At 49.5% G+C, this 24,943-nt stretch carries 20 protein-coding genes and 1 riboswitch; of the genes, 19 read left to right on the top strand and 1 reads right to left on the bottom strand.

Annotation, left to right across the window (positions count from 1 at the left end):
• Positions 1-395 precede the first annotated feature (395 nt).
• The 3 genes from PCH02S_RS29710 to PCH02S_RS29700 all read left to right on the top strand — a co-directional run bounded on the left by PCH02S_RS29710 (position 396) and on the right by PCH02S_RS29700 (position 3,362).
• Positions 396-1,328: an aldo/keto reductase gene (locus PCH02S_RS29710; protein ID WP_127457712.1), complete on the top strand. Its 933-nt coding sequence runs from the start codon at positions 396-398 to the stop codon at positions 1,326-1,328.
• 143 nt (positions 1,329-1,471) lie between these two features.
• A riboswitch (cyclic di-AMP (ydaO/yuaA leader) is annotated at positions 1,472-1,621 on the top strand.
• A gap of 1 nt (position 1,622) precedes the next feature.
• A complete protein-coding gene (locus tag PCH02S_RS29705) occupies positions 1,623-2,534 on the top strand; it encodes a C40 family peptidase (RefSeq protein WP_246069295.1) in 912 nt (303 codons plus the stop codon).
• A 168-nt stretch (positions 2,535-2,702) separates the two neighbouring features.
• Positions 2,703-3,362 carry a hypothetical protein gene (locus PCH02S_RS29700; RefSeq protein ID WP_127457711.1) on the top strand — a complete coding sequence of 220 codons (660 nt, stop codon included), beginning with the start codon at positions 2,703-2,705 and terminating at the stop codon, positions 3,360-3,362.
• An 85-nt stretch (positions 3,363-3,447) separates the two neighbouring features.
• Here the strand turns inward: PCH02S_RS29700 and PCH02S_RS29695 are convergent, their stop codons facing one another.
• Entirely contained in the window at positions 3,448-4,629 is a 1,182-nt protein-coding gene (locus PCH02S_RS29695; RefSeq protein WP_127457710.1) for a glycosyltransferase, read from the bottom strand.
• Positions 4,630-4,731: 102 nt separating this feature from the next.
• Between PCH02S_RS29695 and yyaC the strand changes: the two genes are divergently transcribed.
• From yyaC to PCH02S_RS29615, 16 genes are all read left to right on the top strand, one after another.
• Positions 4,732-5,265, top strand: a complete 534-nt coding sequence (yyaC, locus tag PCH02S_RS29690; protein ID WP_164819785.1) for a spore protease YyaC — start codon at positions 4,732-4,734, stop codon at positions 5,263-5,265.
• Between the two features lie 31 nt (positions 5,266-5,296).
• On the top strand, positions 5,297-7,099 hold the full coding sequence (locus tag PCH02S_RS29685; protein WP_127457709.1) for an ABC transporter ATP-binding protein: 1,803 nt from the start codon (positions 5,297-5,299) through the stop codon (positions 7,097-7,099).
• A 361-nt stretch (positions 7,100-7,460) separates the two neighbouring features.
• Positions 7,461-8,471 (top strand): phosphotransferase enzyme family protein, encoded by a 1,011-nt coding sequence (locus PCH02S_RS29680; protein ID WP_127457708.1) that lies wholly within the window; start codon positions 7,461-7,463, stop codon positions 8,469-8,471.
• Between the two features lie 482 nt (positions 8,472-8,953).
• The gene (locus PCH02S_RS29675) at positions 8,954-9,217 is read left to right on the top strand and encodes a hypothetical protein (protein ID WP_127457707.1); all 264 of its coding nucleotides are present in this window, start codon (positions 8,954-8,956) and stop codon (positions 9,215-9,217) included.
• Between the two features lie 103 nt (positions 9,218-9,320).
• Positions 9,321-10,211, top strand: coding sequence for a LysR family transcriptional regulator (locus tag PCH02S_RS29670; protein ID WP_127457706.1), 891 nt, complete (start codon positions 9,321-9,323; stop codon positions 10,209-10,211).
• Between the two features lie 104 nt (positions 10,212-10,315).
• Positions 10,316-10,753 carry a rhodanese-like domain-containing protein gene (locus PCH02S_RS29665; protein ID WP_127457705.1) on the top strand — a complete coding sequence of 146 codons (438 nt, stop codon included), beginning with the start codon at positions 10,316-10,318 and terminating at the stop codon, positions 10,751-10,753.
• Between the two features lie 185 nt (positions 10,754-10,938).
• Positions 10,939-12,948: an AraC family transcriptional regulator gene (locus PCH02S_RS29660; RefSeq protein ID WP_127457704.1), complete on the top strand. Its 2,010-nt coding sequence runs from the start codon at positions 10,939-10,941 to the stop codon at positions 12,946-12,948.
• A 48-nt stretch (positions 12,949-12,996) separates the two neighbouring features.
• Entirely contained in the window at positions 12,997-13,461 is a 465-nt protein-coding gene (locus PCH02S_RS29655) for a response regulator transcription factor (RefSeq protein WP_127457703.1), read from the top strand.
• 129 nt (positions 13,462-13,590) lie between these two features.
• Complete coding sequence (locus PCH02S_RS29650) at positions 13,591-14,958, top strand: aspartate aminotransferase family protein (protein WP_127457702.1); 1,368 nt, start codon at positions 13,591-13,593, stop codon at positions 14,956-14,958.
• 34 nt (positions 14,959-14,992) lie between these two features.
• Positions 14,993-16,756: an IucA/IucC family protein gene (locus PCH02S_RS29645; RefSeq protein WP_127457701.1), complete on the top strand. Its 1,764-nt coding sequence runs from the start codon at positions 14,993-14,995 to the stop codon at positions 16,754-16,756.
• Positions 16,757-16,758: 2 nt separating this feature from the next.
• Positions 16,759-17,997 (top strand): MFS transporter, encoded by a 1,239-nt coding sequence (locus tag PCH02S_RS29640; RefSeq protein WP_174806838.1) that lies wholly within the window; start codon positions 16,759-16,761, stop codon positions 17,995-17,997.
• A 10-nt stretch (positions 17,998-18,007) separates the two neighbouring features.
• The gene (locus PCH02S_RS29635; protein ID WP_127457700.1) at positions 18,008-19,828 is read left to right on the top strand and encodes an IucA/IucC family protein; all 1,821 of its coding nucleotides are present in this window, start codon (positions 18,008-18,010) and stop codon (positions 19,826-19,828) included.
• Complete coding sequence (locus PCH02S_RS29630) at positions 19,828-21,780, top strand: IucA/IucC family protein (protein ID WP_127457699.1); 1,953 nt, start codon at positions 19,828-19,830, stop codon at positions 21,778-21,780. Before PCH02S_RS29635 ends, PCH02S_RS29630 begins: the two co-directional genes overlap by 1 nt.
• A 45-nt stretch (positions 21,781-21,825) precedes the next feature.
• Positions 21,826-22,440 (top strand): RraA family protein, encoded by a 615-nt coding sequence (locus PCH02S_RS29625; RefSeq protein ID WP_127457698.1) that lies wholly within the window; start codon positions 21,826-21,828, stop codon positions 22,438-22,440.
• 28 nt (positions 22,441-22,468) lie between these two features.
• A complete protein-coding gene (locus PCH02S_RS29620) occupies positions 22,469-23,803 on the top strand; it encodes an LLM class flavin-dependent oxidoreductase (protein WP_164819784.1) in 1,335 nt (444 codons plus the stop codon).
• A gap of 140 nt (positions 23,804-23,943) precedes the next feature.
• Entirely contained in the window at positions 23,944-24,927 is a 984-nt protein-coding gene (locus PCH02S_RS29615) for an ABC transporter substrate-binding protein (RefSeq protein ID WP_127457696.1), read from the top strand.
• The last annotated feature ends 16 nt before the right edge of the window (positions 24,928-24,943 follow it).

Here is a 24,943-nt window from a genome sequence, read left to right as displayed (position 1 = left end):
CTCTTGTTGCTTCCGAAGGAAGCATGTTGGAAGAGGATTATGCGCGAGCGGGAAGCGAAAGGGAACTGGCGTCCGCTATTTCGATCAAATCAGCCTATTTCCCCGCCTAGGGGAACTACAGGGCTTTATTTGCTTCCAAAGGCGGGCGCATCACCCGAAAACGGCAAAATAGCGGACCATGGTTCCCTAGGAGGGGTGGATGCACCGTTTTCCAGCTAAATAGAGGCCTGTAGTTCCGTTAGCGTACAGAAGAGACACGGTACAGCCATGAAAGTCGACTTAACCCGATGCCAAAGCCCTCATATTTCTTGGCAAAAGTAAATGAAAGCGGTATACTTGTTTTGTTAACGTGTGCATTATCGTGAGACGATATCAATGAAATGAGGTCGGCGACTATGAAGGCGAAAAAGCTAGGACATGCGGGTTTTGACATCTCAAACATAACTTTTGGCTGTTGGGAGCTTGGAGGAGGTCCTTGGGAGTTCACGAACGATCAAAATAATATCGAGCTCATCCGTAAAGCGTTCGAACTGGGCATCACAACGTTTGATACAGCTGAAGGTTACGGCAATGGACACTCGGAAGAGATTGTCGGCGCTGCTTTGGCGGATATACGTAAGCAATGCATCATTACGACGAAGGTGAGCCGAAGCAATCTAGCTCCTCAAGATGTAAGAAGATCGGCAGAAAACAGCTTGAACCGTTTGAAGACTGATTACATAGATGTTTATTACATTCACTGGCCAAGTTTTGAGATCCCGGTGCAGGATACGCTTGGTGAATTTGTGAAGCTGAAAGAAGAAGGCTTGATTCGGGCGATCGGCGTTTCTAATTTTTCTTTGGAGCAGCTGAAAGAAGCCGTAAATTACGCGCAAATCGATGTGATTCAGCCGGAATACAGTTTGCTGCACAGAGCTATCGAGCCAGAGATTTTGCCATTCTGTCAGGAACATAACGTTGGTGTGATGAGCTACAGCTCGATCGCCAAGGGGATTCTGACAGGCGCTTTCCACCTTCATGGAAAGGCATTGAAAGAGGGAGACTTCCGCAAGGAGAGAAGGCTGTTCCTTCCGGAGCATCTGGAGGCGGAGAAAGAACTTTTAGCTGTCATGAAAGAAATGGCGGATGCCAAGGACGCTAACGTGACACAGATCGCAATTGCTTGGCTGCTGCACCAGGAAGCACTTACTTCGGCTATTATTGGGACACAGGATGAGCATCATCTTGAAAATAATATCAAAGCGGCCTCATTGTCATTATCCGCCTCGGAGTTAGCAACTTTGAACACAGTTAGCGATCGTGCGCTATCCGTAATTGGCTACACCTAATCGCAGGAAAAACCACCCTCTAGGGTGGTTTTTTTTGCCCATTATCCCTAGTATTCCGTACGCAATATGCGACAAAATCCAATGGTAAAACTTACCGTTTTGCAAAGGTTGTACCTACCAATTAAACTATGCTAGTCTAACATAGACAAAAAATGCCGAATCTTGGAGCATCGCAAGCTCTGGTACGGGGGACTTCTTTATTTGGGGTGAATGAGCGCTGCTAGCTGAGCGTACTAGGGAAAACCTCTTCCCGAACCCGTCAACTAACCTCGGAGGCGTCAAGGAGGCAAGGTTTTGAAATCTTTTTCTTCACGTCTTATTTGTTCATGCGCACTATTATGCGCCGCAGTACCGATGTTTACAGCACACTCCGCTCAGGCTGCATCCACGCCTACGGACAGCCCTGTCAAGGTGCAAGTCAATGATGAGCTCCTGAAGTTTCCGGAAGTTCAGCCTTATATTGATGACAAGGGCATCATGCAAGTTCCACTCCGCGTGTTATCTGAGAAGCTGGGCTATCAGGTGAGCTGGGAGAAACAAGAGGACCAAATCGAGGTCACACTGGTTAACAAACAGCAGTCCATCTTACTCATTACAGAGCAGAAACAAGCGCTTGTGAACAGTAAGAAGATCAGTTTGGAGAGCAGTCCAACCGTGTACCAAGGGAATACCTATGTTCCACTGCGTTTCATCACGGAAACCTTCGGTTCGCCAATTGAATGGAATGAAGCCAATCAGATCGCGATTGTGGATGTGGATGGAAAATCGCACAAGCCAGCCTGGATCGCACCGCCGCCACCACCAGCTCCAGCACCTGCACCTAAGGTGGCAGCCGCTGCCGTTGTTCCGTCTGTGAGTGAGCAAATTATTCAGGCGGCGAACTCCTATATGGGCGTGCGTTATGTATGGGGTGGGACGACGCCGAGTGGTTTTGATTGCTCCGGTTTTGTGCGATTCCTGTATCAAGCGAAGGGGATCGATTTGCCCCGTACGTCAGCGGAGATGCACAGTGAAGCAGGTACAAAAGTTTCAGATTTGAAAGCCGGAGACTTGGTATTTTTTGCTTCAAAAACAGTGAATCACGTAGGCATTTATCTCGGCAATGATCAATTCATTTCAGCGACAACATCCAGAGGCGTGGCTGTGGATAGCCTTTCGAGCGCTTATTGGAGCGCAAGGTATGTCGGAGCGAGAAGAGTTCTGTAAGGATAGGACTATCGAACACTTGCTTCTATGTTCTTTCAATTGAAAGACATAGAAAGCAGGTGTTTTTTTTCGTTCGCAGAATCATGCGATTTTTATCGAAATTTTATGGTTTTTAGCCTATAATGAAGAAATGTTTGGAAGAAAGAAAGAGCAGGTGAACACGAGCGCATGCAATTAAGTGTCTGGAAGAGTTGGTTTCATAAAAAGAGACATTCGAGTGTAGCAGATAGCATGTATACCGTGGATAAGGGACCTGCAATGCCAGATGAGGTCAGGGAAGTTATTCAGCAGTTTTTCCGTACATACAATCATTTCAAAGGGGCTAGAAGCCTGCAAACGGATACGTTTATCAAAGAAGTATTTTACGCAACGAAGCAGGATCCCAAAGATCAGAGATCAGTTGAAGAAATGGAAGCCTATATTCAACACAAGAATGTGCTGAGATTGCGCTTGAAATCTTATGTAATCGATGAGTATCTGAGTCTTGGTGAAAAAATTTGTATGATTGGTGTTACGAGGGAGTTTAGCAACAATCACAAGAATCGCGTCTTGTATTTTCTCATTAAGGAAAATAATTCCTGGAAGTTCCACCATATTGCAAGGTCGCATCATGGCACCATTTTAGATAAATTTCAAGTTAAAGAACAAACGGGTTTCGTCGTAGGCAACGATAAAGCCGCGCTCCTGTTCCTCACACACTCCAGTTCGTTAGATGCCTCCACGTTTATTACGGGAGATTACGTGCATGCGGAGGGGTATTTGGAAGTGGAACAAGAGCCGAGCAGCCATTTGTATTATAGGGTTGTACGGATGAATCGTGTTCACTAGAACGATAAACGATAATATGATGCCACATACCGTGAGGGTAAGCTTTGCTCTGTCGAGTAACGCTTATTTGGCGTTTGCTCCAAGGTTACCTTTTACTTCTTTTAAGCTCACGAAGCGAATAAAAGGTACCTCTCCAGTAAATGCCGCCTTGTTTCCAAGTTAGCCAAACGGACCGAATCATTGTATAGACAAGCAGTGAAGCGCTGACGGGAAGCAGATAGGCGGAATCACCTCGTAGGCTCATTAATCGGGACACTAGCTTGCGATAGAGCCAGATTTGCAGGATAACAGCAACCGCATAGACGGCTCCGCGCCAATCCCAGAGGAAGAGGAGGCCAAGCCACGGGCATATAAAAAAGCCGATCTGTCCCAAACAAGCGAGCAATGCGACTATGTAGCTGTAACGAAAGCCGGAAAAAAGGTTTTTTTCCAGTCCAATTACCGCATCTTTGAGCGAACGGTACCATTCTACTTGAAGCAGGTGTTTGGCAGACAGCACTCTTTGGCGGAAACCTGCTCTTTTGAGGAAGATACCTAACTGTAGATCATCGTCAGGTCGTAATGCGATTGCTTTATGCATACCAATTGCTTCATAAGCGCTCCGGCTTACCATATTAAAGGCTCCGATCCCGATGCCTGTTCCTTTCGCGTTGTCGATATTTGCGCGCCAAGGTCGAACGAACAAAGAAAATGAGAACAGAAAGAAATGGACGAATCCCTTGAGTAAAACGCCTCGCGCAAACATATTGGGGGTCAGCGTGAGATGGTGCACATCCTGTTCCTTCATATAGGTGACCGCGTCGGTGATCGTACCGGGAGCAAAAAGAATATCCGCATCTGTAAAAAGCAAATATTGCCCTCTAGCCTGGAGATACCCTTGGTATAGCGCATGGTTTTTGCCAAGCCAACCATCCGGCAGATGCGTGATGTGAATGATTTGCAGTTTGGTACGGATGTCCTGCTTACCTTCCGACCACTTGCGCAGCTCCTCCAACCGGACACCGGTAGCGTCCCGGGATCGATCATTCACCGCAATGATCTCGAGGCGCGGGTAATTTTGCGAAAGGAGATGCTTGACGGTTTCGCGGATTGTCGATTCCTCTTCTTTGGCGGCGATGATAACGGATACGAGCGGTGGCTTGTCCGAGAAAGGAGTGAGCGGAGACTTAGGCAGCGTTCGCAGGTTAGGCAAACCTTTTAACACATCCACAGTGACGTATAACCAATATAGGAGGGTCAGAAGAGCGATGATGCCGAGAGTGGACACAGGATACCTCCTTATGGAAGAATAGAAGTTGATCGCATTATATCATTCATCCTTGGTAGGGGGAAATTTTTGCTGGAAGCTTGTAAGAGGGGGTAATGATGGATGGGAGAGACGTTAGACAAACAGGAGCAATTTTGGAAAAAAATGAATGGCGAGCAGTTAGCTTCCTTTCTTGCAACTATTGAAAAATCGTCTGAGATGGAGCCGAGCGCGCTCTTTTTTGTATGTATCGGGACAGACCGATCAAGCGGTGATGCCTTAGGACCGTTAGTAGGCAGTAAGCTCGTTCAAAGTGGGTATCCTCATGTCATAGGGACGTTGGAGGCACCTTGTGATGCCAGTAATATCGCGGAGCGTCTACAGGAAATCCCGCAGGGCCATGTCGTTATTGCGATAGATGCGTGTTTGGGGCAAAAGCTGTCGATAGGCATGTACCAAGTATCGAATCAGCCTCTGGCGCCAGGAAAGTCGGTTGGCAAAGATTTACCGCAGGTTGGCGATTATACCATTGCCGCCATTGTCAACGTGGACGGGCCTAGGCAGTATAACATTTTACAAACGACGTCGCTTTACAGGGTTATGAATATGGCGGATGAAGTGGTGAAAGCGATTCGGCATGCATTCCCCCTTGCTTAGACAGTTTAAGTAACAGAATGGAGGGACGAAAATGGCACCAGGCGATATGAGGCGCCTATCCGATAGGGACCGGCCTAAAGCGAAATTGAAGGATGTGTCGGTTAAAAGAATTCTGACCTTATTCCGAGGGTACTGGGGACAACTGTTAGGCATTATCGGGTTGGCGCTGCTTGCAGCTGTGGTTGGGTTAATCCCGCCTTTGGTCATGAAAGAGATCATTGACCAGGCGATTCCGCAAGGAAGTATGAAGTTGCTGGCCGAGATGGCGATGCTCATGCTGCTGCTTCCAGTTGTGAGCGGCGTGCTCGGCGTATGGCAAAATCATCTCAATACCAAAGTAACGCAAGGGGTTATCCGGGATTTGGGGCTGTCTTTGTTTCAAAATTTGCAGCGCCAGTCCATGGCGTTCTACACGGATGCCAGATCGGGCGAAATCGTGCAGCGGATTACGGGCGATGTGCAGGCCGTTCAAGGGGTGGTGACCTCGCTTGTGGTGTCTTCCATCACCCAGCTTGTCATCGTTGCGACAACGATTGGGATTTTGTTTGCCCTGGATTGGAAATTGGCCATTATCGCCGTGCTGATTCTTCCTCTTTTCATGATGCCGGTTAAAAAGGTTTCCAAGCTGCGCAAAGCGCTTCGCATCGAAACGCAAAAGGTAAGGTCGGATATTACCTCGCAGCTGAGTGAAAACTTCGGCATCTCGGGCGCTTTGTTGACCCGTATTTTCGGCAGGGAGCGTCAGCAGGAGGCGGAATTTAAGGCGATGAACCAGAAGGTGATGGACCTGGAGCTGCGGCTCAATCTGGTCGGCCGATGGTTCGGGATGGCAACGAGTACACTTGGGCCGCTTGGGACAGCCATTATTTACTTATATGGCGGATATTCGGTGATTTCCGGCACCATGTCACTTGGGGCCATTGTTGCTTTCTCGGCCTATCTCGGCCGACTGTATATGCCTGTAGGCACACTGCTAAATCTACAGGTAGAAGTTGGGACGGCGCTGGGGGTATTTCAGCGGATTTTTGAATACCAGGACATGGTGCCCGATGTCATGGATGCTCCTAATGCGCGGCCGCTGAGCCAAGTGGCGGGGCGAGTGGCTTATAAGCAAGTTTCCTTCGCTTATAAGCCAGGGCAGTACGCGCTGCGCGACGTCATGTTCGAGGCGCAGCCGGGCGAGATGATCGCGCTCGTCGGGCCGAGCGGCGCCGGCAAATCGACGCTGATCGGCATGATCGCGCGGCTGTACGACCCGACGGAGGGGATCGTCGAGGTCGACGGCGTGAACGTCCGCGACGTGGGGCTTGCCTCGCTGCGCGCGCAAATCGCGTACGTGACGCAGGAATCGTTTCTGTTCCACGCGACAATTGGCGACAACCTGCGCTTCGCGCGGGAGGACGCTACGCGTGAGGAGATGGAGGCCGCGTGCCGCCAGGCCTACATTCACGATTTCATCGTGTCGCTCCCCGAAGGGTACGACACGATGGTTGGAGAGCGCGGGCACCGGCTCTCCGGCGGCGAGCGCCAACGGATCGCGATTGCTCGCGCGATCCTGAAGCGCCCGCGCATCCTCATCCTCGATGAGGCGACGTCGCACCTGGACTCGGAATCCGAGTCCTATGTGCAGGCGGCGCTCGAGGAGCTGATGCAAGGGCGCACGACGCTCGTGATCGCGCACCGGCTCTCCACGGTGCTGGCCGCCGATCACATTCTGGTGATCGAAGCGGGCAGCGTCGTGGAGCGGGGCACGCACCGCGAGCTGTTGGCTCTTGACGGGCTGTACGCGCGGTTGTACAGCACGCAGTTCGCCAAGACGGAGGAAGAGGCTTAGGCGATAGCCCTGCCCTGGAAGGTCTGAAAAGATCTTCCAGGGCTTTTTTGTGCGTGAGCCGAAGGGATAAGGAGCGCGAGGGAGAAGAGGGGAACTACAGTCCTCTATTTTGCCCGAAACCAGGTATTTGGCTGTGGGGTGGGAATTACGGTCCCCTATTTTGCTGTTTTCAGGCTGGCTAGACCTCCCTGGGGGAGAATAGAGCCCTGTAGTTCCACTCCATGGGGGAAACGTGCTGATTTTGCCCAAATAACGGCCTGTAGTTCCCATTCGCTGCTATCCAACGGCTGCTCAAAAGAGACACTTCTTGTGGAGATTGCAGGATTTGGTGCATAAACCGCCAACTATAGGATATTCCCACATGTCAGTTAGAGGACAAGGAGTAGTGACGATGGTCGAGATCAACCAAGTGCTGGAAGAGATCGTTAGCGATATGCATGAGAGGTTTGGTAGGAGCGTTACGGATACTTACCGGCTTAATAGAGGTTGGTTGAATGTGAAATGGCGGATGGTGACAGATCAGGGACCTGTTTTCGTTAAGTTTTATCATCCGGATCGGTATAAGCTGCATGTACCGGAGAAAAGGAAAAAGATAGAGTTGACTCTATCTTTGCAGCAGCGGCTGCATGAGTCGGGTTTGTCTTGTCCAGAGGTATATGCCTCCGCGGAGCGAGTGTTCATGCAAGAAACCCCGGCTGGCCACCACTATGCGGTCTTGAGCTGGGTTGAGGGGAATGTTCCTGTTCCTGGCCGCATGAGCGATTCTCATATGGTTGATTTGGGCAAAACAACAGGCCATATGCATCAGCTGCTTCAACAGGTTCCGCTAGCCAAACAAGCATGGAAACCGGATCAAGCAGCATGCCTGAAGGAGCTTCAGGCTAATCTGGAGCAAGCGATACAGAGCAATAACCTGCGACTGACTGCTTTGCTGGAAAAGGCGATCAGGAACATTCAGACGCTGGATTTTGAACGGTTTTCGGAGTGCCGGGTCGGTTGGCTGCACTGGGATCTGTGGGCGGATAATCTGCTGCTGGATGCGGAGAGGATAGCGGCGATCGTCGATTTTGACCGGATGGATGTGGCATATCCTGAAATTGATATCGCTCGAGCTGTGTTGTCCGGTGCATGGGAGCTGGGTGGGATTCGGCTGGATACGGTTCATGCTTTTTTACATGGGTATCGGGAGCATGCTGAAGCACCTAAGGGATTGCTTCTGCGAGCCATTCATATGCTGTATTTAATTGAATCCGTTTGGTGGCTTCGTACGGAGATTTATGAGGAGACTGGCGTCCCGGCGCGGTTTTTACAGGAGATGGAGTGGCTGACTGAGCAGTGGGACAGGCTGCCGGATTTAATTGGCCATTTGTAATAAACTCCCACGATCTGCACAAGATAACTGCAAATAAGCAGTAATGTGAGGTCATTATTTTGAAAATACTTATGTGCATTTGGACGGTTGTCCTCCTGTTTAGCGTCAGTTGTCTGCCAGTTTCAGCTGCTGACGGAGCAGAGGTATTTGACATTCAAAAGGGTGAGGTCGTGAAGTCTTTTCCCCACTCGGCCCAACTGCAAAGTGAAGTAGAGAAGTGGCTGGCAGCGATTGAAGGTCCTATAGGTTCTATGAACATTGAGCCAGATCTTATTTGTAAGTCAGTCGGATACGTACACCCCAAAGCTTTTAGTTTTTACACAGGAAAATAATATGATCGCAATGACGCTTAAGTATGATTTACACACATTCTTAATTAGGAATAATCTTTACCACCCACAGCTAAACCTGTCCATACCAAACTAGAACTCTTGCATACGATATATGGAATCGTATTTCTAGTAGGAAGCGGGTGAGGTTTCATGAAAAAGACACAGGCAGCTAGAATGGAAAATCAGGTGTATTCGAATCGGGTTGCGAGATCGGAGTTCGATAAAAACTGGCGGACGGTGATAGGCAGAAGCGGGTATATCATCTATATTGCGACGGCTAATCAGGCCAAAGTGACCGTTTTGCTGAATAACGGGTCAAGCAAATTAATTACCTTTAATAAAGGCGGCAGGGTGTTGGTTGGTTCCGGGGGCGTTAGTCATTATAGTAAACCCCATTTTGCCAAAGACCTTTAAATAGAATCAGGAAAATGAAGGCTGCCGAGGTTCGGTGGCCTTTTTTATGCCCAGATATGGTACGATATAGATAATATGTTTGCAGGAAGAGAGGTCATCCTTAGTGGAGTTAACGTATTTAAAAACCTTTCGTGAAGTAGCCAAATGGGGAAGCTACACACGCGCCGCGGAAGTGCTCGGGTATGCGCAGTCGAGTATTACGACGCAAATTCAAAAGCTGGAGGAAGCTTACGGAGCCGTTCTTGTAGAACGATTCGGAAGAAGTATGAAGCTGACGCTTGCCGGCGAGGCGCTTCTTCAGTATGCCAACGACATTTACAGGCTCCATGAGGAGTCTAAGGAGGTCGTTTCCCGACAATCCAAAGGCATACTTTCCATTGGAACGATAGAAACGTTAGCCGCTTTTTTCCTTCCGCCGCATCTACAGGCGTACCGCCAGCATTTCCCGGAAATCAATGTGATGATTCAACCGGGTAATGAGCCTTTCATTATCGAAGCTGTCAAAGAGGGTGCCCTTGATGTGGGCATCATTTTGGATCCGCCTTTTAGCGATCCTGAGCTGTATTGCCACATTTTAAGGGAGGAAGAGCTGGTGATCATCGCTAGTCCTGCGCATAAATTTGCCGCCGGTATCGAGGGTGTGCAGATCGGAGATTTGGAAAAAGAATCGTTAATTTTAACGGAAGAGGGCTGCACGTACAGGGCCATGCTGCTTAGGACGCTCAAAAGCAATCAAGTTCCCTATTCCTTGTCATATGAGTTTGGAAACCTGGAAGCAATCAAGCAGTGCGTCATGTACGGACTTGGCATTGCGTTATTACCGCGCATTGTTGTTGCTGAGGATATTCAGAATGGACGTCTCGCCGCGGTTCCGCTTGTTCATCCAGATTTTAAATTCTACACGCAGCTTATTTATTCGAAGAAAAAATGGCGGTCCAAAGCGTTTACCGGCTTCTTAGATGTTCTCGGTGCATCCAATTATCAAAATGAATGAAGTATAGTATCGAATTCTATCGATAACTCCATGGTTTAGGAACGTGTTATAGTCAACTCAAGTCATTAAGCAATTGAAAATAACACTCAATGGAGGTCTTCATTATGAACAATCAACCTGTAAATTCGCTAGTCCTGGAAACACCTGCTGCTTCTCCGGAGGCTGTACATCGCCATTTTATGAATAAATTATCGGTCGAAACGGATGTAGCGGATGTGCGCTATGACATGCAGCATGGGGTCAATGATTTCTTGCTGATTGATGTGAGGAGCAGTAAGGCGTATATGGAATGTCATATCCCCGGTGCAATCAATGTGCCGTCCAACCAGATCAGTGAAGAGACGACGGCTGCATTTTCCAAAGACCAAGTGATTGTTGTCTACTGTTGGGGGCCTGCATGCAATGGAGGTACGAAAGGCGCAGCCCGGCTATCCGGACTTGGGTTTAGAGTGAAAGAAATGTTAGGCGGAATCGAGTATTGGCGCAAAGAAGGAAACGAGGTAGAGGGCACATTGGGGCAAGCAGCTCCGTTGATTGGATAGTATTAGCTGAAAAAAGGCACTTCTTCGGTCATTCGATGACTGGGGGGAGGCCTTTTTCTTTTTCGGATTGGAGAGGAATGGATATTAAGGGTTTTTTAGATAAAACAATTGATATTGATTATCAGTATCAATATAATAAAGCTATTGAATAGGTAATCATCCAACAAATACCAGGAGGTGAACGAATGTTGTCTTTTCAGGAGCAAATCTTGCTTTGGAATCATGCGGCGCTGAAAGTGTTGGACGTGCGTCGTACGATTTTGCAGCCAGGTGAAAGTATACATGGTTATCAGCTTCCAGCGAGTGTATTTCTGTATACATCTCGGGGAAGGGCTCAGCTGCTGCTTGATCATAGTGTATATTCAGCGGATAAATGTCATGTTTGTCATGCGGGTAAAGGCACTTTTCTTGATATTGTCAATGTTATGGAAACTTTTGAGTATTTTATGGTGTTCTATAAAGCTGTTCTAGCGCTTCCTGCCAGGAAGGATCTGTTGCGGCTGCAGGAGAAAAACAATCCATTTAAATGGCAGTTTGGATTTATGCCGCAGCGTTCGCTCTCCTTGTTTCTGCAGATGGAAGAAATGCACCAACAATGGACACAGCTTGGCGCATTGGAAAAGTTCCACGTCAAAGCGTTATTCCATCAATTTGTCTATGTGATGCTGCAGCAGTTGCAAGAGCAGGGCGGCGAAATGACAGGCCCAGAGCCTGTCGGGCAAGCAATTCGCTATATGCAGGAACGTTATGCGGAGCAAATTACGCTGCAGGGATTGGCGGAGCTGTTGGACTGCAACGGACGACAGCTGCAGAGGCTATTCAAAGCGAAGGTAAGCATGGGGCCGATGGAATATTTGATGCAGGTCCGATTAGGGAAAGCGAAATCGCTTCTGCAACACACGGATGTACCGATTACCGAAATCGCAGAGGACGTTGGATATACGGACAGTTACTATTTTAGCCGGATATTTAAAAAGCATGTTGGCGTCTCTCCAGGTCGATTTAGGGAGAAGTCGGGTCAGGCTGATTTCGGTCGTCAAAATCCATTGGTTTTGTCGCAATTGCCCATTGTTCCCAGTAAATTGCAAAAGTATAGTGGGTTAGGTGAGGATGAATATCATTATCAAGATTTGGGTAGAGGTATGGCAGCCTATGCCGAATCAAATCCAAAGTCTTCTATTGCCGTTGGCTTCATGCTGACGCTTGCCTTGCTCCTTAGTGTATGTTCAGGACCAGCCGCTGTAAGTGCTCAGGCAGACGGGAGTTCAGCTTATACGAAAAGAGCTTTGGTACAGTCTTCGGCAGTAGTCGGAGGGACGGCAGAGTCGACTGCTATGGCTGCTGTACATACAACTCGAACGATCACACATCTTAAAGGCGAACTGCCCCTGGACAAAATACCCGAGAAAATTGTTGTACTTGATGCGCAATATATCGACCAGCTGTTGACGCTTGGCAAAAAGCCCGTTGGCACGGTGATTGCTACATCGGATGTTTCGGAATTCCCCGCTTATCTCTCACATCAGCTGAGTGGCATCCAATTGATGGGGACTAAGGAGAAGCCTGATCTCAAAGCGATTAAGCTGGCAGAGCCCGATCTAATTATTTGCACGGAGTTTCAGGCGCATAAATATGATGAGCTAGCTCAGATCGCGCCGACGCTGCTGCTGGATCGGAATACGGATTGGCGTTCCACGCTTCAAACATTCGCGCAGATTTTGGACAAAGAGCAAGAGGTGCCTGACGTATTGGGTTCCTATGAGCATAAGATCGCAACTCTGCAAGCTGCGCTGGCAAGCAAGTTGGGCGGCGAGACTGTTGCTCTGATCAGGCCGCGCGATCATCAAATTCGGCTTCATACGATTGCACACCGCACAGCAGATATCTTGTATAGAGATCTAGGGATTCAAGCTCCGGATTGCGCTAAGGATAGGGAGAGGTCCAGCAAGTGGATTTCCCTGGAGTCGCTTCAACATGTCGATCGATTACTAGTTTTAACTGACGATTCCAACAAAGAACTGATTAGCGAATATCAAAGTTCCGAAGAGTGGCAGTGTCTAAGAGCTGTGCAAGCCAATCAAGTGTACTCGGTTAATACAACCATGTGGATCGGATATTATGGTCCTATTGCCATCGATCTTATTTTGGATGAGATCGCAGTAGCTTTCCTGCAAGAAGATTTGCTGACGGTATAGAGATGCTAGTGTGAGAGTCACCTACTATATACGGATGGAGAAGAGAATATGACCTTAACCAAAGTGCGTTTGACGATCGATTCCAGTGCGGAGGATGAATTGGCGCGTGCTAAGCTGATCGATTTGCATCAAATTGTCGTTGACCAGGTGATGCGGCTCAAAATCAATGAATCGGTGAAAGTCACGATTGAATATGGGGGAGCCGATCTGGAAGATCGGCTTTCTTCGCAAGCGGTGGCGAGTGGTGAGAAGGATGGGGATGATTTGCAAAGCGGGAAAATGGATAGCTTAAGTGAGAGACAGCGGCAAATCGCCGAGATGCTCTGTAACCATTATTCGATTAAACGAATTGCAGAAGAGCTTTATGTGAGTGTAAATACCGTCAAGAAACATATACAGAATATGAAAAAAGTGCTCAATATCGATGTTTCGGGCGCAGATTTTATTTATACGGTGAAGAAAATACTGCAATATGGGGGCAGTGAGCGTAAGGTGATGCTTCAATCGGAGTAGTGATATTATCTGATTGGAGAATTTACTGTATTTGGACTTGTTTGGTATGCTGATGATGTTAACTGATAATGATTATCATTATCATGTAAATAACATAAATTAAACAAGATCTGAAGGAGTGAAGCAATAATGGTTAATCTTACTGTCACGGAACAGTCCCAAAATACGCGCTATCTCGAAAGCCAATCGCAGCGGGAATCCAATGCGAGATCGTATCCTAGAAGGCTTCCGATTGCGATACAAGAAGCGGAGGGAATTTACGTAAAAGATATGGACGGCAAGGTGTATTACGATTGCCTTGCAGGAGCCGGGACGCTTGCGCTCGGTCACAATCATCCTGTGGTCGTTGACGCGATCAAGCAAATGCTGGACAGCAAGCGACCGCTGCACACACTGGATTTGACGACTCCACTCAAGGAGCAATTCGTGGATGAGCTGTTTGCCAGCTTGCCGGAGGAATTCGCGAAGAACGCGCGCATCCAGTTTTGCGGTCCGACAGGCGGGGACGCCATTGAAGCTGCGATTAAGCTTGTCAAAACAGCTACGGGCAACCGCAGCATCCTGTCCTTCCAAGGCGGATACCACGGATCAACCCATGCGGCTATGAGCCTTAGCGGAACGCTTGGGCAAAAAGAAAAGGTGAACGGCCTGATTCCTGACGTACACTTCATGCCATACCCCTATGCCTATCGCTGCCCATTTGGCGTTGGCGGAGAACTGACGCATGAGCTTTCCTCCCGTTATATCGAAAATTTACTCGACGATCCCGAAAGCGGCATTGTTTCTCCAGCCGGCATGATTTTTGAAGTCGTGCAAGGCGAAGGCGGGTCTATTCCTGCACCTGTGGAATGGCTTCGCGAAATGCGGAGAATTACGCAAGAGCGGAATATTCCACTCATTATTGATGAGGTGCAAACAGGGCTTGGCCGGACCGGCAAGCTGTTCGCTTTCGAGCATGCCGGCATCATTCCGGATGTGCTGGTGCTGTCCAAAGCGATTGGCGGAAGCTTGCCGCTATCGGTCGTCATTTATAACAGCAAATTGGATGTATGGAAGCCGGGCGCGCATATCGGCACGTTTCGGGGCAATCAGATGGCCATGGCAGCGGGGCTGGCTACACTGAAGTTCATTAAGGAGCATGATGTACCAGGCAAAGTGGAGAAACTCGGCCAACATCTGCGCAATCAGTTAAACGAGTTGAAACTTGATGTGAACAGCATCGGAGATGTGCGTGGAAGAGGCTTAATGGTCGGCGTAGAAATCGTCAACGCGAAAGCTTCGTTGGACCGGCTTGGCCATTATCCCCAGTATCCCGAGTTGGCTAGAAGGATACAGCAGGAGTGCTTCAGCAGGGGCCTAATCTTGGAAGTAGGCGGCAGACATTCCTCCGTCATGCGCTTCTTGCCACCGCTCATCGTCACGCAGCAGCAATTGGATGAAATTGCGCGTCTGTTCAGTGAAGCTGTTCATGCATCCTGCGCTGCTTTGGATGCGTGAGCGGAGCGGCAGAGAGAGGAGAGAACGATCACGGATGTTACAACAGCAAACGGACGCAGCCGCGAAAAGTACGGAGCTGGCGGAAATGGCGACCATACGCGCATTGCTAAACAGCTATTTGAGAGAAACCGGAGAAAGAGACCCTAGGGCAGCAATACCTGGATTACGATATTTTATTGACTCCTTTCCTAAGCAAGGCGATCCGTTTATGCTTCATCTTCCCATGATCGGCAAAACGATCACCGGGGCCATAACGTATTACTCGGCTATTGGCCAGCATACGTATGGATCGTTCTTTTATGAAGCCATATCCGGTGGTGTATTTCGTGAGCTGAACATGGAGCGGTTGCTTACGCTGCTGCTCTCAGAGCTGGGAACAAGTGAAAAGGCAAAAAGTGGTCTTAGTGACGAACAGCGGGTAAGATCCCGAATCGACAACAGCTACCGGAAAATGAGCCTGTACATGGAGCATTTTCTTAATCAAACCCAGGCGGAGCTCGCCTGGAAGCCGGAATATGTCCGCTCGGAGCAATCGCTCTATATCGGTCATCCGTTTCATCCTTATCCGAAAAGCACCGAAGGTTTTGACTTTAGCGAACTTGCCGCTTACAGCCCTGAGATGGGTGCATCCTTTCAGCTGCATTATTTTGCAGTCCGCAATGAGCTGGTGCACGAAGAGTGGCTGGATGGAGAAGAAGCCGTGGCGCTTCGGCCTTTTGCTACCTTACATGCGCGTCAGCAGTTAGGCGATGCAGCAGGAAGCTACAAATTGCTGCCTATGCATCCTTGGCAGGCGGTTCATGTCCTGCGCCAGCCGCAAATGCAAGAAAGGATGAAGAAATCGGATATCATCAGCCTTGGGTTATGCGGTCCTGTCGTATATCCGACTTCATCGGTAAGAACAGTGTGGGAACCGGCCGGAGGCTACGGCTTCAAGCTGCCGCTCCATGTTCGCATCACGAATCTGCTGCGCGAGAATACACAGGAGCAAGCAGAACGGACGATGGATGCGGCACGCGTGCTGCATCATCTTAAGGATGCGTATAACAATGCACATTTTCAAATTCTTTCTGAAACGGGCTACAGCAGTGTGCGGTTGACGGAGATGCCAGAGGAATGGTCAGCCTGTTTCACGGTCATTTACCGTCCAATGAAGCTTCCTAACCCATTCACGTATGTGCTGGCTTCGGCGTTAGAAAGCTTGCCAGGGCAAACGGAGCCTAAACTGATCCAGGCCATTAGACGAAGCGGGCAGGGTACACTGCCTGACATGCGGGAGTGGTTGGCTGCATACTTACGAATCTCGATGGTATCGCTGCTGCGCCTTCTAGCCGAGCAGGGAATTTCCTTCGAGGCTCATTTGCAGAACTCGCTCGTTTCCTTGAAGAATGGCATGCCCGATTGTTTCTATGTGCGTGACCTCGAAGGCGTAAGCATCGACCGCCGCAAGGCCGCCGAAGCTGGCTGGACCCAAAAGCTGCTGGCAGAGAACAGTCCTGTGCTCTACGAAGAGTCTGAAGCTTGGATGAGAACGAAATATTATTTCTTCGTGAATCACTTAGGTTCACTGGTGCATACGATTGCGGCCTATAGCCGTGAAGCGGAGGAGCCATACTGGCGCATCGTCCAGGACGTACTCCAACAAGAGCGTTCGAGAGCGGACGAAAGGATGCTTCCTTATCTTGATGATTTGCTGCATAGCGAAAGCCTGCCCGCGAAAGCCAATTTTACAAGCTGTTTTTTATCCAGGGGTGAAAAACCGCTGTTTGTTGACATCCCAAATCCGATGAAGGTGTAACTGTGGAGAAGTGGAAACGGAATCTTTACATTTTATACGTCGGTCAATTTCTGGCTATGGCCTCAACGAGCAGCATTACCCCCTTTTTACCGCTGTACTTACAAGAACTTGGACTTACAGATCCGAAAAAGGTGCTTTTCTGGTCCGGCATGATCTACGGTGCGAACCTGCTGACAGCCTTTCTGTTCTCCCCGATCTGGGGAAAGCTGGCTGACCGCTATGGGCGCAAAGTGATGCTCGTCCGATCCGGCATCGGCATGGCGGTCACAATTACGTTGATGGGCGTTGCCACCAGCCCGTTGCATTTACTGCTGCTGCGCCTCGTCAATGGCGTGCTTTCCGGGTTCGGCCCGGCGGCCATCGCCCTTACCGCCACGAATACGCCCAAAGAGCGCAGCGGGTACGCGCTGGGTATTTTACACTCCGGGGCGGTAGCCGGAACGATTTGCGGGCCGCTGCTGGGCGGCTTGATGGCCGACCATTTCGGCCTGAGAGAGGTGTTTTTTTATACCGGCATCAGCATTTTTGTAGCCGCTCTAATCGTTATTTTCGGCGTTAAGGAAAAGTTCGAGAAGAAAATGAAAACGGAAAAGAAAACGGATCTGATTCAGGATTTTAAAATTATTGTAGCTAGAAAGCCAATTGCCTCGCTTTTCGTCTCCTCCGCAATATTAAGGGCGGCAATGATCGGCACCCTGCCGCTCATTCCGCTATATGTACAGCATTTGGCGGCCGGATCCGATAATCTGGTCGTACTGGCAGGGATCACCTCGGCATCCATGGGGATTGCCAATATGATCACAGCTCCGTATCTGGGCAAGCTCGGCGACAAATACGGTTCGCATCGCATTTTTATCTATGCGGTACTTGGCGCAATTGTGTTTTCGATTCCGCAGGCATTTGTCCACCAGTTGTGGCAGTTAATTGTCTTAAGGTTTTGCACCGGCGCTTGCATTGGCGGCATGATGCCATCGATGAATGTGCTTGTTCGGCAGTATGCGCCGGCAGGCATGGAGAGCCGCACCTACAGTTATGTCAGCTGCGCAGTGCTGCTTGGCGGCTTGGCAGGCTCACTCGGTATGGGCGTCATCGCGTCGAACTTCGGCTTGCCGATGATCTTTCTGTGTGCAGCCGGACTGCTGATTATGAGTAACATATGGATGAGAGTGAACGTGTTTCCCCACATCACGCAGCGCAAGGAATCAGCTGCTCTGGCCGTCGGCCAGGAAATAATCAAATGAGGTGTAGCGAATGAATACGACACAATGGGTATCTGCAAGCCAAGTTGATTTGGATAAAAAAGTAGAGGAACGGGTGCTTGGCCAGTTAATTGAAGCTGTTCTTTATGAGCAAATTGCCATCCCTTTAAGCGGAGTGCCGGCTTCCGGATTTGATGGGGGGCTTGTTTTGCATGGGAAAGCGGCTGACGGGGAGACGGTTACTTATCGTTTTCAGGCGAAAAGAAAAATGACCTTTGACCGCATCCGTTTAGCCAGAGATACGATCAAGCGCCAGAAGGGCAAGGAAGAATGGGCCACTGCGCAAGTGTCCCAGTTCGTCCTGGAAGTGCTTGGTCAGATTCAGCCGGATAAAGAACGGCTGGGTATGCTGCTTCAAGAGCTGCAAAACACGTTCGTGAACGATGTGCAGGCTCAGGCTTACCGGGCATCCTTGCCACAAACAGGGCAGCAGCGCAGCTATGATGAGTTGGAAAGCTTGCTGGACGGACATCCGTATCACCCGTGCTATAAATCTCGAATCGGCTTTAGCCTGGAGGAGAATGCACGTTACGGCCCTGAGTTTAATCAAGATCTGCAGCCTGTATGGTTGGCCGTTGCCAAGGCTCATAGTCAGCTTTCCCTTTTGGAAGGCGAAGATTATCGGAACATGATTCAGGCTGAACTTGGCCGTGGCGTTGTTAGCCGGTTCGAGGCGATTTTGACCGAAAAAGGGTTGAATGCGGCCGATTATCTGTTCATGCCTGTTCATCCTTGGCAGTGGGAACACATGATTACCTCGGCCTTTCAGCAGCAATTAACGGATTCTACAATCGTGAAGCTTGGGTTTGGGGAAGACATGTACCGTGCGCAGCAATCCATTCGCAGTTGGGCAAATCAGTCGAACCCGGAGAGAGCTTACTTGAAAATGGCGCTGAATATTACGAATACATCGACCAGACGCATGCTTGCGAAGCATACGATTCTGAACGCGCCGCTTGTTTCACGCTGGTTGTTGGCATTGACGGAGAAAGATGAGACGGCTCGGAAGCTTGATCTTGTTTTTCTGGCTGAATTTGCAGGCATTACCTATGAGTATGATCAGCTTCCAGCTGACTTGCAGCCGCAGGCTTACGGGAACTTGGGGGTCGTGTGGAGGCAAAGCGTACACCGCTTCTTGAAAGACGGCGAAGCCGCTATTCCGCTGAGCTCCGTCACATATATAGACGGTCAGCAGCCATTCATTGAGCCGTGGGTACAGCAATATGGCCTCCAGGCCTGGACGCGCCAGCTGCTTGATACAGCTATAACCCCGCTTATTCACATGCTGTATGCGCACGGATTGGCAATGGAGTCGCATGCCCAAAATATCGTGCTCATTCACAAAGACGGCCTGCCTGCTCGACTGGCGTTGAAGGATTTCCACGATGGTCTGCGATTCTCCAAAGCGCAGCTTCCACAGCCGGAGCTTTGCCCGGACCTGAACTTGGAACCAGCAGCGCACCGGGCAATCAACCGGCATTCCTATATGCAAACGGATGACTTGGAAGCCGTGAAAGATTTTCTGCATAGCGCCTTTTTCTTCGTGTGTTTGGGCGATATCGGGATATTTTTGAACGAGCGTTACGGGTTGGAAGAGTCAGAGTTTTGGCAAATGGTCGCCGATGTCATTCAGCAATATCAACAGGAGCATCCTGAGCATGAGGCTAATTTTGAAAAATATGATCTTTTCTCCGATACAATTCGGATCGAACAATTAGCGCGTAGAAGGCTGTGGAAGGACATGGAAGTCGATCCAAAGCATGTTCCGAACCCGTTAGCCCATTATCGTTTCTCACAAGGAGGCCGTGTATAATGCCAAACAAACATGCAGGTAATAAGGCTGAACAACGGGTAATGGAAGATCTGGTGAATGCTTTACTGGCCGAACAATTTCTAGAAGGTCAAGCGTCTGTAGAGCTGCTAGCCAAAGAAGAGTGGACTTCCATTGCCTCTCAAGACGATCAGTTGAAAATGGTTCAGGAGCAATTTGGAGCTGAGGTAGAAGCGCAGGCAACTCATGTATACCGGTGGAAGCTGGAGGATGCCGTCATTGTGTTTCCAGTGAGCACGTCGATCACACAGCCATATCGGTTTGAAGCTTCCTACGGTGTGTATAAAGTGAACCAAGGAAATCTGTCCAGGCTCGGCTCACTGGAGCTTATGGGGCATGTCGTGACGCTGTACGCCAATGACCCGGTGGCGGTAGATCCATATGGCGCAGTGAAGTTCCTGCATATGATTGAACAAACGCTGCTGCAAACCTCATTTTCGCTGGAAAATGAGCAGCCAAGCGCGCCTATTCTCGGATTGCCGCAGGCGGCTTCCCTGCTGGAGGCAGAACGCAAAGCGGCTTACCGTGACCGCCCTTTTCATCCGGTGTCCAAAGTGAAGCAAGGATGGGTTTATGACGAGTGCAGCAGCTACACGGCGGAATTCGGCCGTCCGATTAAGCTAAACTGGATGGCTGTGAAGCAGGATTACGTCGTATCCGGGCTTGAGGAAGGGCGCGAGTTGTTCCCGGTAGACCTGCTGCTTTCGGAGGAAGAACGAAACCAAATCAACGCGGAGTTGGACCGACGCGGTCTAGGTGAAGGCGCGTATACAGCGATCCCTGTGCATCCGTGGCAGATGTCCGCGATTTTGCCGGAGCAGATGAAAAGAGAGCTCGAAGAAAAGATCTGCATTCCTTTGGAGACGGAAACGGGCACCTTCTACGCAACATCATCCGTGCGTTCCTTAATGCCGGAGAATGAGAGTCCTTATCATGTGAAACTGCCGTTAGGCATTTATTCACTTGGCGGACTTCGTTATTTGTCGGCGATTAAGCTGATGAACGGCCAGCAAGCGGAGTCCTTGATGAGACAAGCCGTGGAGCGGGATACCGTACTGAAGCAAAAGCTGTTTTTATGCGATGAAACAAAATGGTGGGCGTATTTGCCGGAAGATCGCGATTTGTTCGCGGACTATCCAAGACATTTATCTACGATGATTCGGGAATATCCGGCAGAGCTTGTGCAAGATGCTGATATTCGTTTGCTGCCGATGTCGGCTCTATCGGTTCATGAGTCTGTGGAAAACGGGCATCTATTTGATGAGTGGTTAAAATGGATTGGATCGAATCAAAGTGAGGATGCCGTCGTGCAGCTGTTTCGTGAAGTGCTGGTGTCCTACTTCGAGATCTGTTTCCGCTTGTTCCGACTCGGCATGATGCCGGAAGTGCACGGCCAAAACTGTGTGCTGGTCTGGAAGCAAGGCAACATCGAAGGGCTGCTGCTTCGCGATCATGATGCGCTGCGCGTGCATGTGCCTTGGTTAAACGCGAATGGTCTCGAAGACCCGGCGTACACGCTCCGTGCGGGATATCCCAATTCACTGTATCACGATCAGCCGCAAAAGCTGCTGACTTTTTTCCAAATGCTCGGTATCCAAGTGAACAGCTACGCCATACTGAAAAGCGTTGCTGACTATTACGGTTTGAACGAAGCGTTCTTGTGGAAAGAGCTTCAGTCATGCTTGGAGGAGGCCATCCAGAATGCAGAAGTGCCGGATGAAGTAGCGGAAGTTCTGAACGACGCGCTGTTCGTTAAGGCTGCTTGGCCATGGAAGCAGATCGTGCGTCCGCTTCTTAAAAAGCAGGCCTTGCGCGTTCCGGGCAGCATGCCTTATGGCCAAGGCGAAGTGGCGAATCCCTTTCATGTTTGGAGTGAGGCACATCAGACAAAGGACTTGAGCAGAGAAGCTCAGCTGAGAGTCGTGCATAATTAACGAAGTTAAGGACTTTAACGAGGTTAACGATAGGAGAGATCACGTATGTTTCGTATTCAACCAAGGGTACAAGGCGTAACGCCTGAGCTTCTGGAGCTGTATAAAGACATTAGCCCCTCTACGATCGGTCATATGACAGACTTTGGCTTTCTGCATGGCGCTCAGCCGCTGTTCAGGCCGATTCGGCTGTTGGGGAACGCTGTAACGGTACGTACACCGCATGTTGACTCCAGCGCCATTACTAAGGCTATGGAGTTGGTGCAGCCCGGGGATGTGCTCGTGATTGACATGTCCGGCGATGAGCAGCGTGCTTGTTGGGGAGAATTCAGAACCTATGCGGCGATAGCTAAAAAGGTTGCCGGTGTCATTGTTTCCGGCTGCGCTGCGGATGTTCGCGCGATTACGGGGCTCGGATTTCCCGTGTATTCCAAGGGAATCAGCGCGCTTACCACGCGAACGCTGAAGCTGGAGGGCGAGGTTAATACGCCTGTTAGCATATTTGGGGTAAGCATCCAGCCCGGTGATTTAATCGTAGGGGATGATGACGGTGTTTTCGTTATCAATCCGAGCGAAGCGACGGAAATCGGTTTGAAGGCTTTGGAGAAACAGCAGAAAGAAGAGCAAAGAAGAAAAGAATACGGCTATGTCCTGCCGATCTAGATAAATTCCAATATATGAGGTGATAGGAGTGAAAGAACCGAAGAAACAGCTGCATTTGAACTTGTTTATTTTAAGCACAGGCCATCATGAAGCCTCATGGCGGCATCCGGACGCGCAGCCGCAGCTTGCGACAAGTCTGGACTACTACCAGCAGCTGGCCAAAACCGCCGAGCGCGGCAAAATGGATGCTATCTTTTTAGCTGAAAAATACAGGTTAACCCCGTTAATTAAATATCGGGTCATTCCCCAGCTTGAAGCATTCACGCTGCTATCGGCGATAGCGGCCGTGACCGAGCATATCGGACTGACGGCAACGGCCTCGACCACTTACAATGAGCCGTACCATATTGCGAGGAAATTTGCTTCTCTCGATCACATTAGCAGAGGTCGGACGGGATGGAATATTGTGACTTCGACAGGGGATGCAACGGCGCATAATTTTAGCAAGGAGCACCATTTGGATCATAAAGTCCGTTATGAACGCGGCAAGGAGTTTGTGGAGGTTGTTAAACGGTTGTGGGCTGGTTGGTCGGAAAACTCGCTGCTGGTTGATAAGCAGTCAGGCATCTATGCCGATGTCAGCCGGATTAAGGGCGCTGAATTTGCCGGTGAATTTTTCTCTGTAAAAGGGGCCTTGAATATCCCGCGTTCTCCGCAAACGCACCCTGTCTTGGTGCAAGCCGGTTCATCCGAAGATGGCAAGCAGTTTGCTGCCGAGTTGGCGGAGGTGATTTTTACGGCGCAGAACACGATGGAGGAAGCGATTGCCTTTTATACCGATGTGAAAAGCAGATTGAAGCAGTTTGGGCGTTCCGAGGATCAATTGAAAATCCTGCCTGGGTTTATCCCATTTGTCGGGGACACGGAAGCGGAAGCCAAGGCGAAAGAAAGAGAGCTGAATGAGCTGGCCGTTTCGGAATATGGCATTCGAAGCTTATCGGATTTGCTCAAAATCAATTTGTTTCAATATCCGCTGGACGGTCCCGTGCCGCTCGAGGATCTTCCAAATATAGACGAGATCCAAGGGCAGAAAGCACGGTTCCAACTATACGTCGACCTGGCGCGCCGGGAAAACCTGACGATTCGAGAGCTGATTATTCGGACGGCAGGGGGCAGGGGGCATTTTACTTTTGCCGGAACCGCTGTACAGATTGCAGACGAAATGGAGCGTTGGTTGGTAAACGGAGCGGCAGACGGATTTAATTTGATGCCTGCGCTCTTGCCAGGAGGTTTGGATGATTTTGTGAATAAAGTGATTCCCGAGCTTCAGAAAAGGGGCATTTATCGTACGGAATATACGGGTTCCACGTTGAGAGAGCATTTAGGTTTAACCCTTGAACATGAGCTGGTAACACGCAGTTAGGTTTGGAAGTATGGGGAAGATTGTCAGAAAAGTCCAAAAAAGTGGTCGCGAATGTCCATTTTCATTACCAGGTACTTCCGTATAATAATAATGAGAATCAATATCATTTACAGAAAATATATGTAGGGGGATCAACAAAAATGGTAAGGCCAAAAAAAGCAACACTAGTACTGGCTGCAATGCTTTCCATGGCAGCTATATTTACAGGCTGTCAGCCAAAACAGGAAGCGGCTCCGGCAGCCGCACAGACGCAAGCGCCGGCACAGGCGACTGCGGACGCGAATAGCGTCAGAGTGATCAAGCACGCGATGGGCACGACAGAAATCAAAGGTACGCCAAAAAAAGTCGTGACTTTGTTCCAAGGGGCGACAGATGCTGCTTTGGCTTTGGGCGTGAAGCCGGTTGGAGCGGTTGAGGCATGGATCGAGCAGCCTTGGTACAACTACATCAAGGACAAAATGGACGGCGTTACGAACCTGGGGTCGGAAAATCAGCCGAACCTGGAGAAATTGGTTGCTCTGCAGCCGGACCTTATTATCGGAAGTAAATTCCGTGATGAAAAAATTTATGAGCAATTAAAAGCTATTGCACCAACGGTAATGACGGAAGACGTGTATTTCTGGAAAGACTCGTTGAAATTGACAGCTGAAGCCACGAATACGAAGGATGCCGAAACTAAGTTTTTGGCTGACTGGAATAAAAAAGTAACGGATTTTAAAGCGAAAATGGGAGATAAGTTGAAACTGGAAGCCGGCATCGTTGATTTCCGTGTGGATCACGCACGTATCGTATACACAGGGTTTTCGGCATCTGTCTTGGAGGAACTTGGCATCACACGTCCAGCCAGTCAACGGGGCAAAGAGTGGGGCATTCAACTGCAATCCAAAGAGAATATCACACAGATGGATGCAGACATCATTTTTGACCAAACGGCAAATCGGACGGATGGACGCCTGGAGTTAAGAAAAACTTGGAGTGACTCCCCGCTTTGGAAAAACTTGAGGGCTGTTAAAGCAAATAAAGTATTCGAAGTGAATGCAGCAACGTGGAATAACGGTTCCGGCCCGTTAGCAGCAACTCTAATGATTGATGATCTTTATAAATTCTATGGTGTGACGAAATAATTGGAATTTCGAGGCT

Origin of the sequence: Paenibacillus chondroitinus NBRC 15376 (assembly GCF_004000765.1) — a bacterium.
Lineage (GTDB): Bacteria > Bacillota > Bacilli > Paenibacillales > NBRC-103111 > Paenibacillus_E > Paenibacillus_E chondroitinus.
The sequence above is the reverse complement of the archived record's forward strand: the minus strand, read 5'-3'. Positions and strand labels throughout refer to the sequence as shown.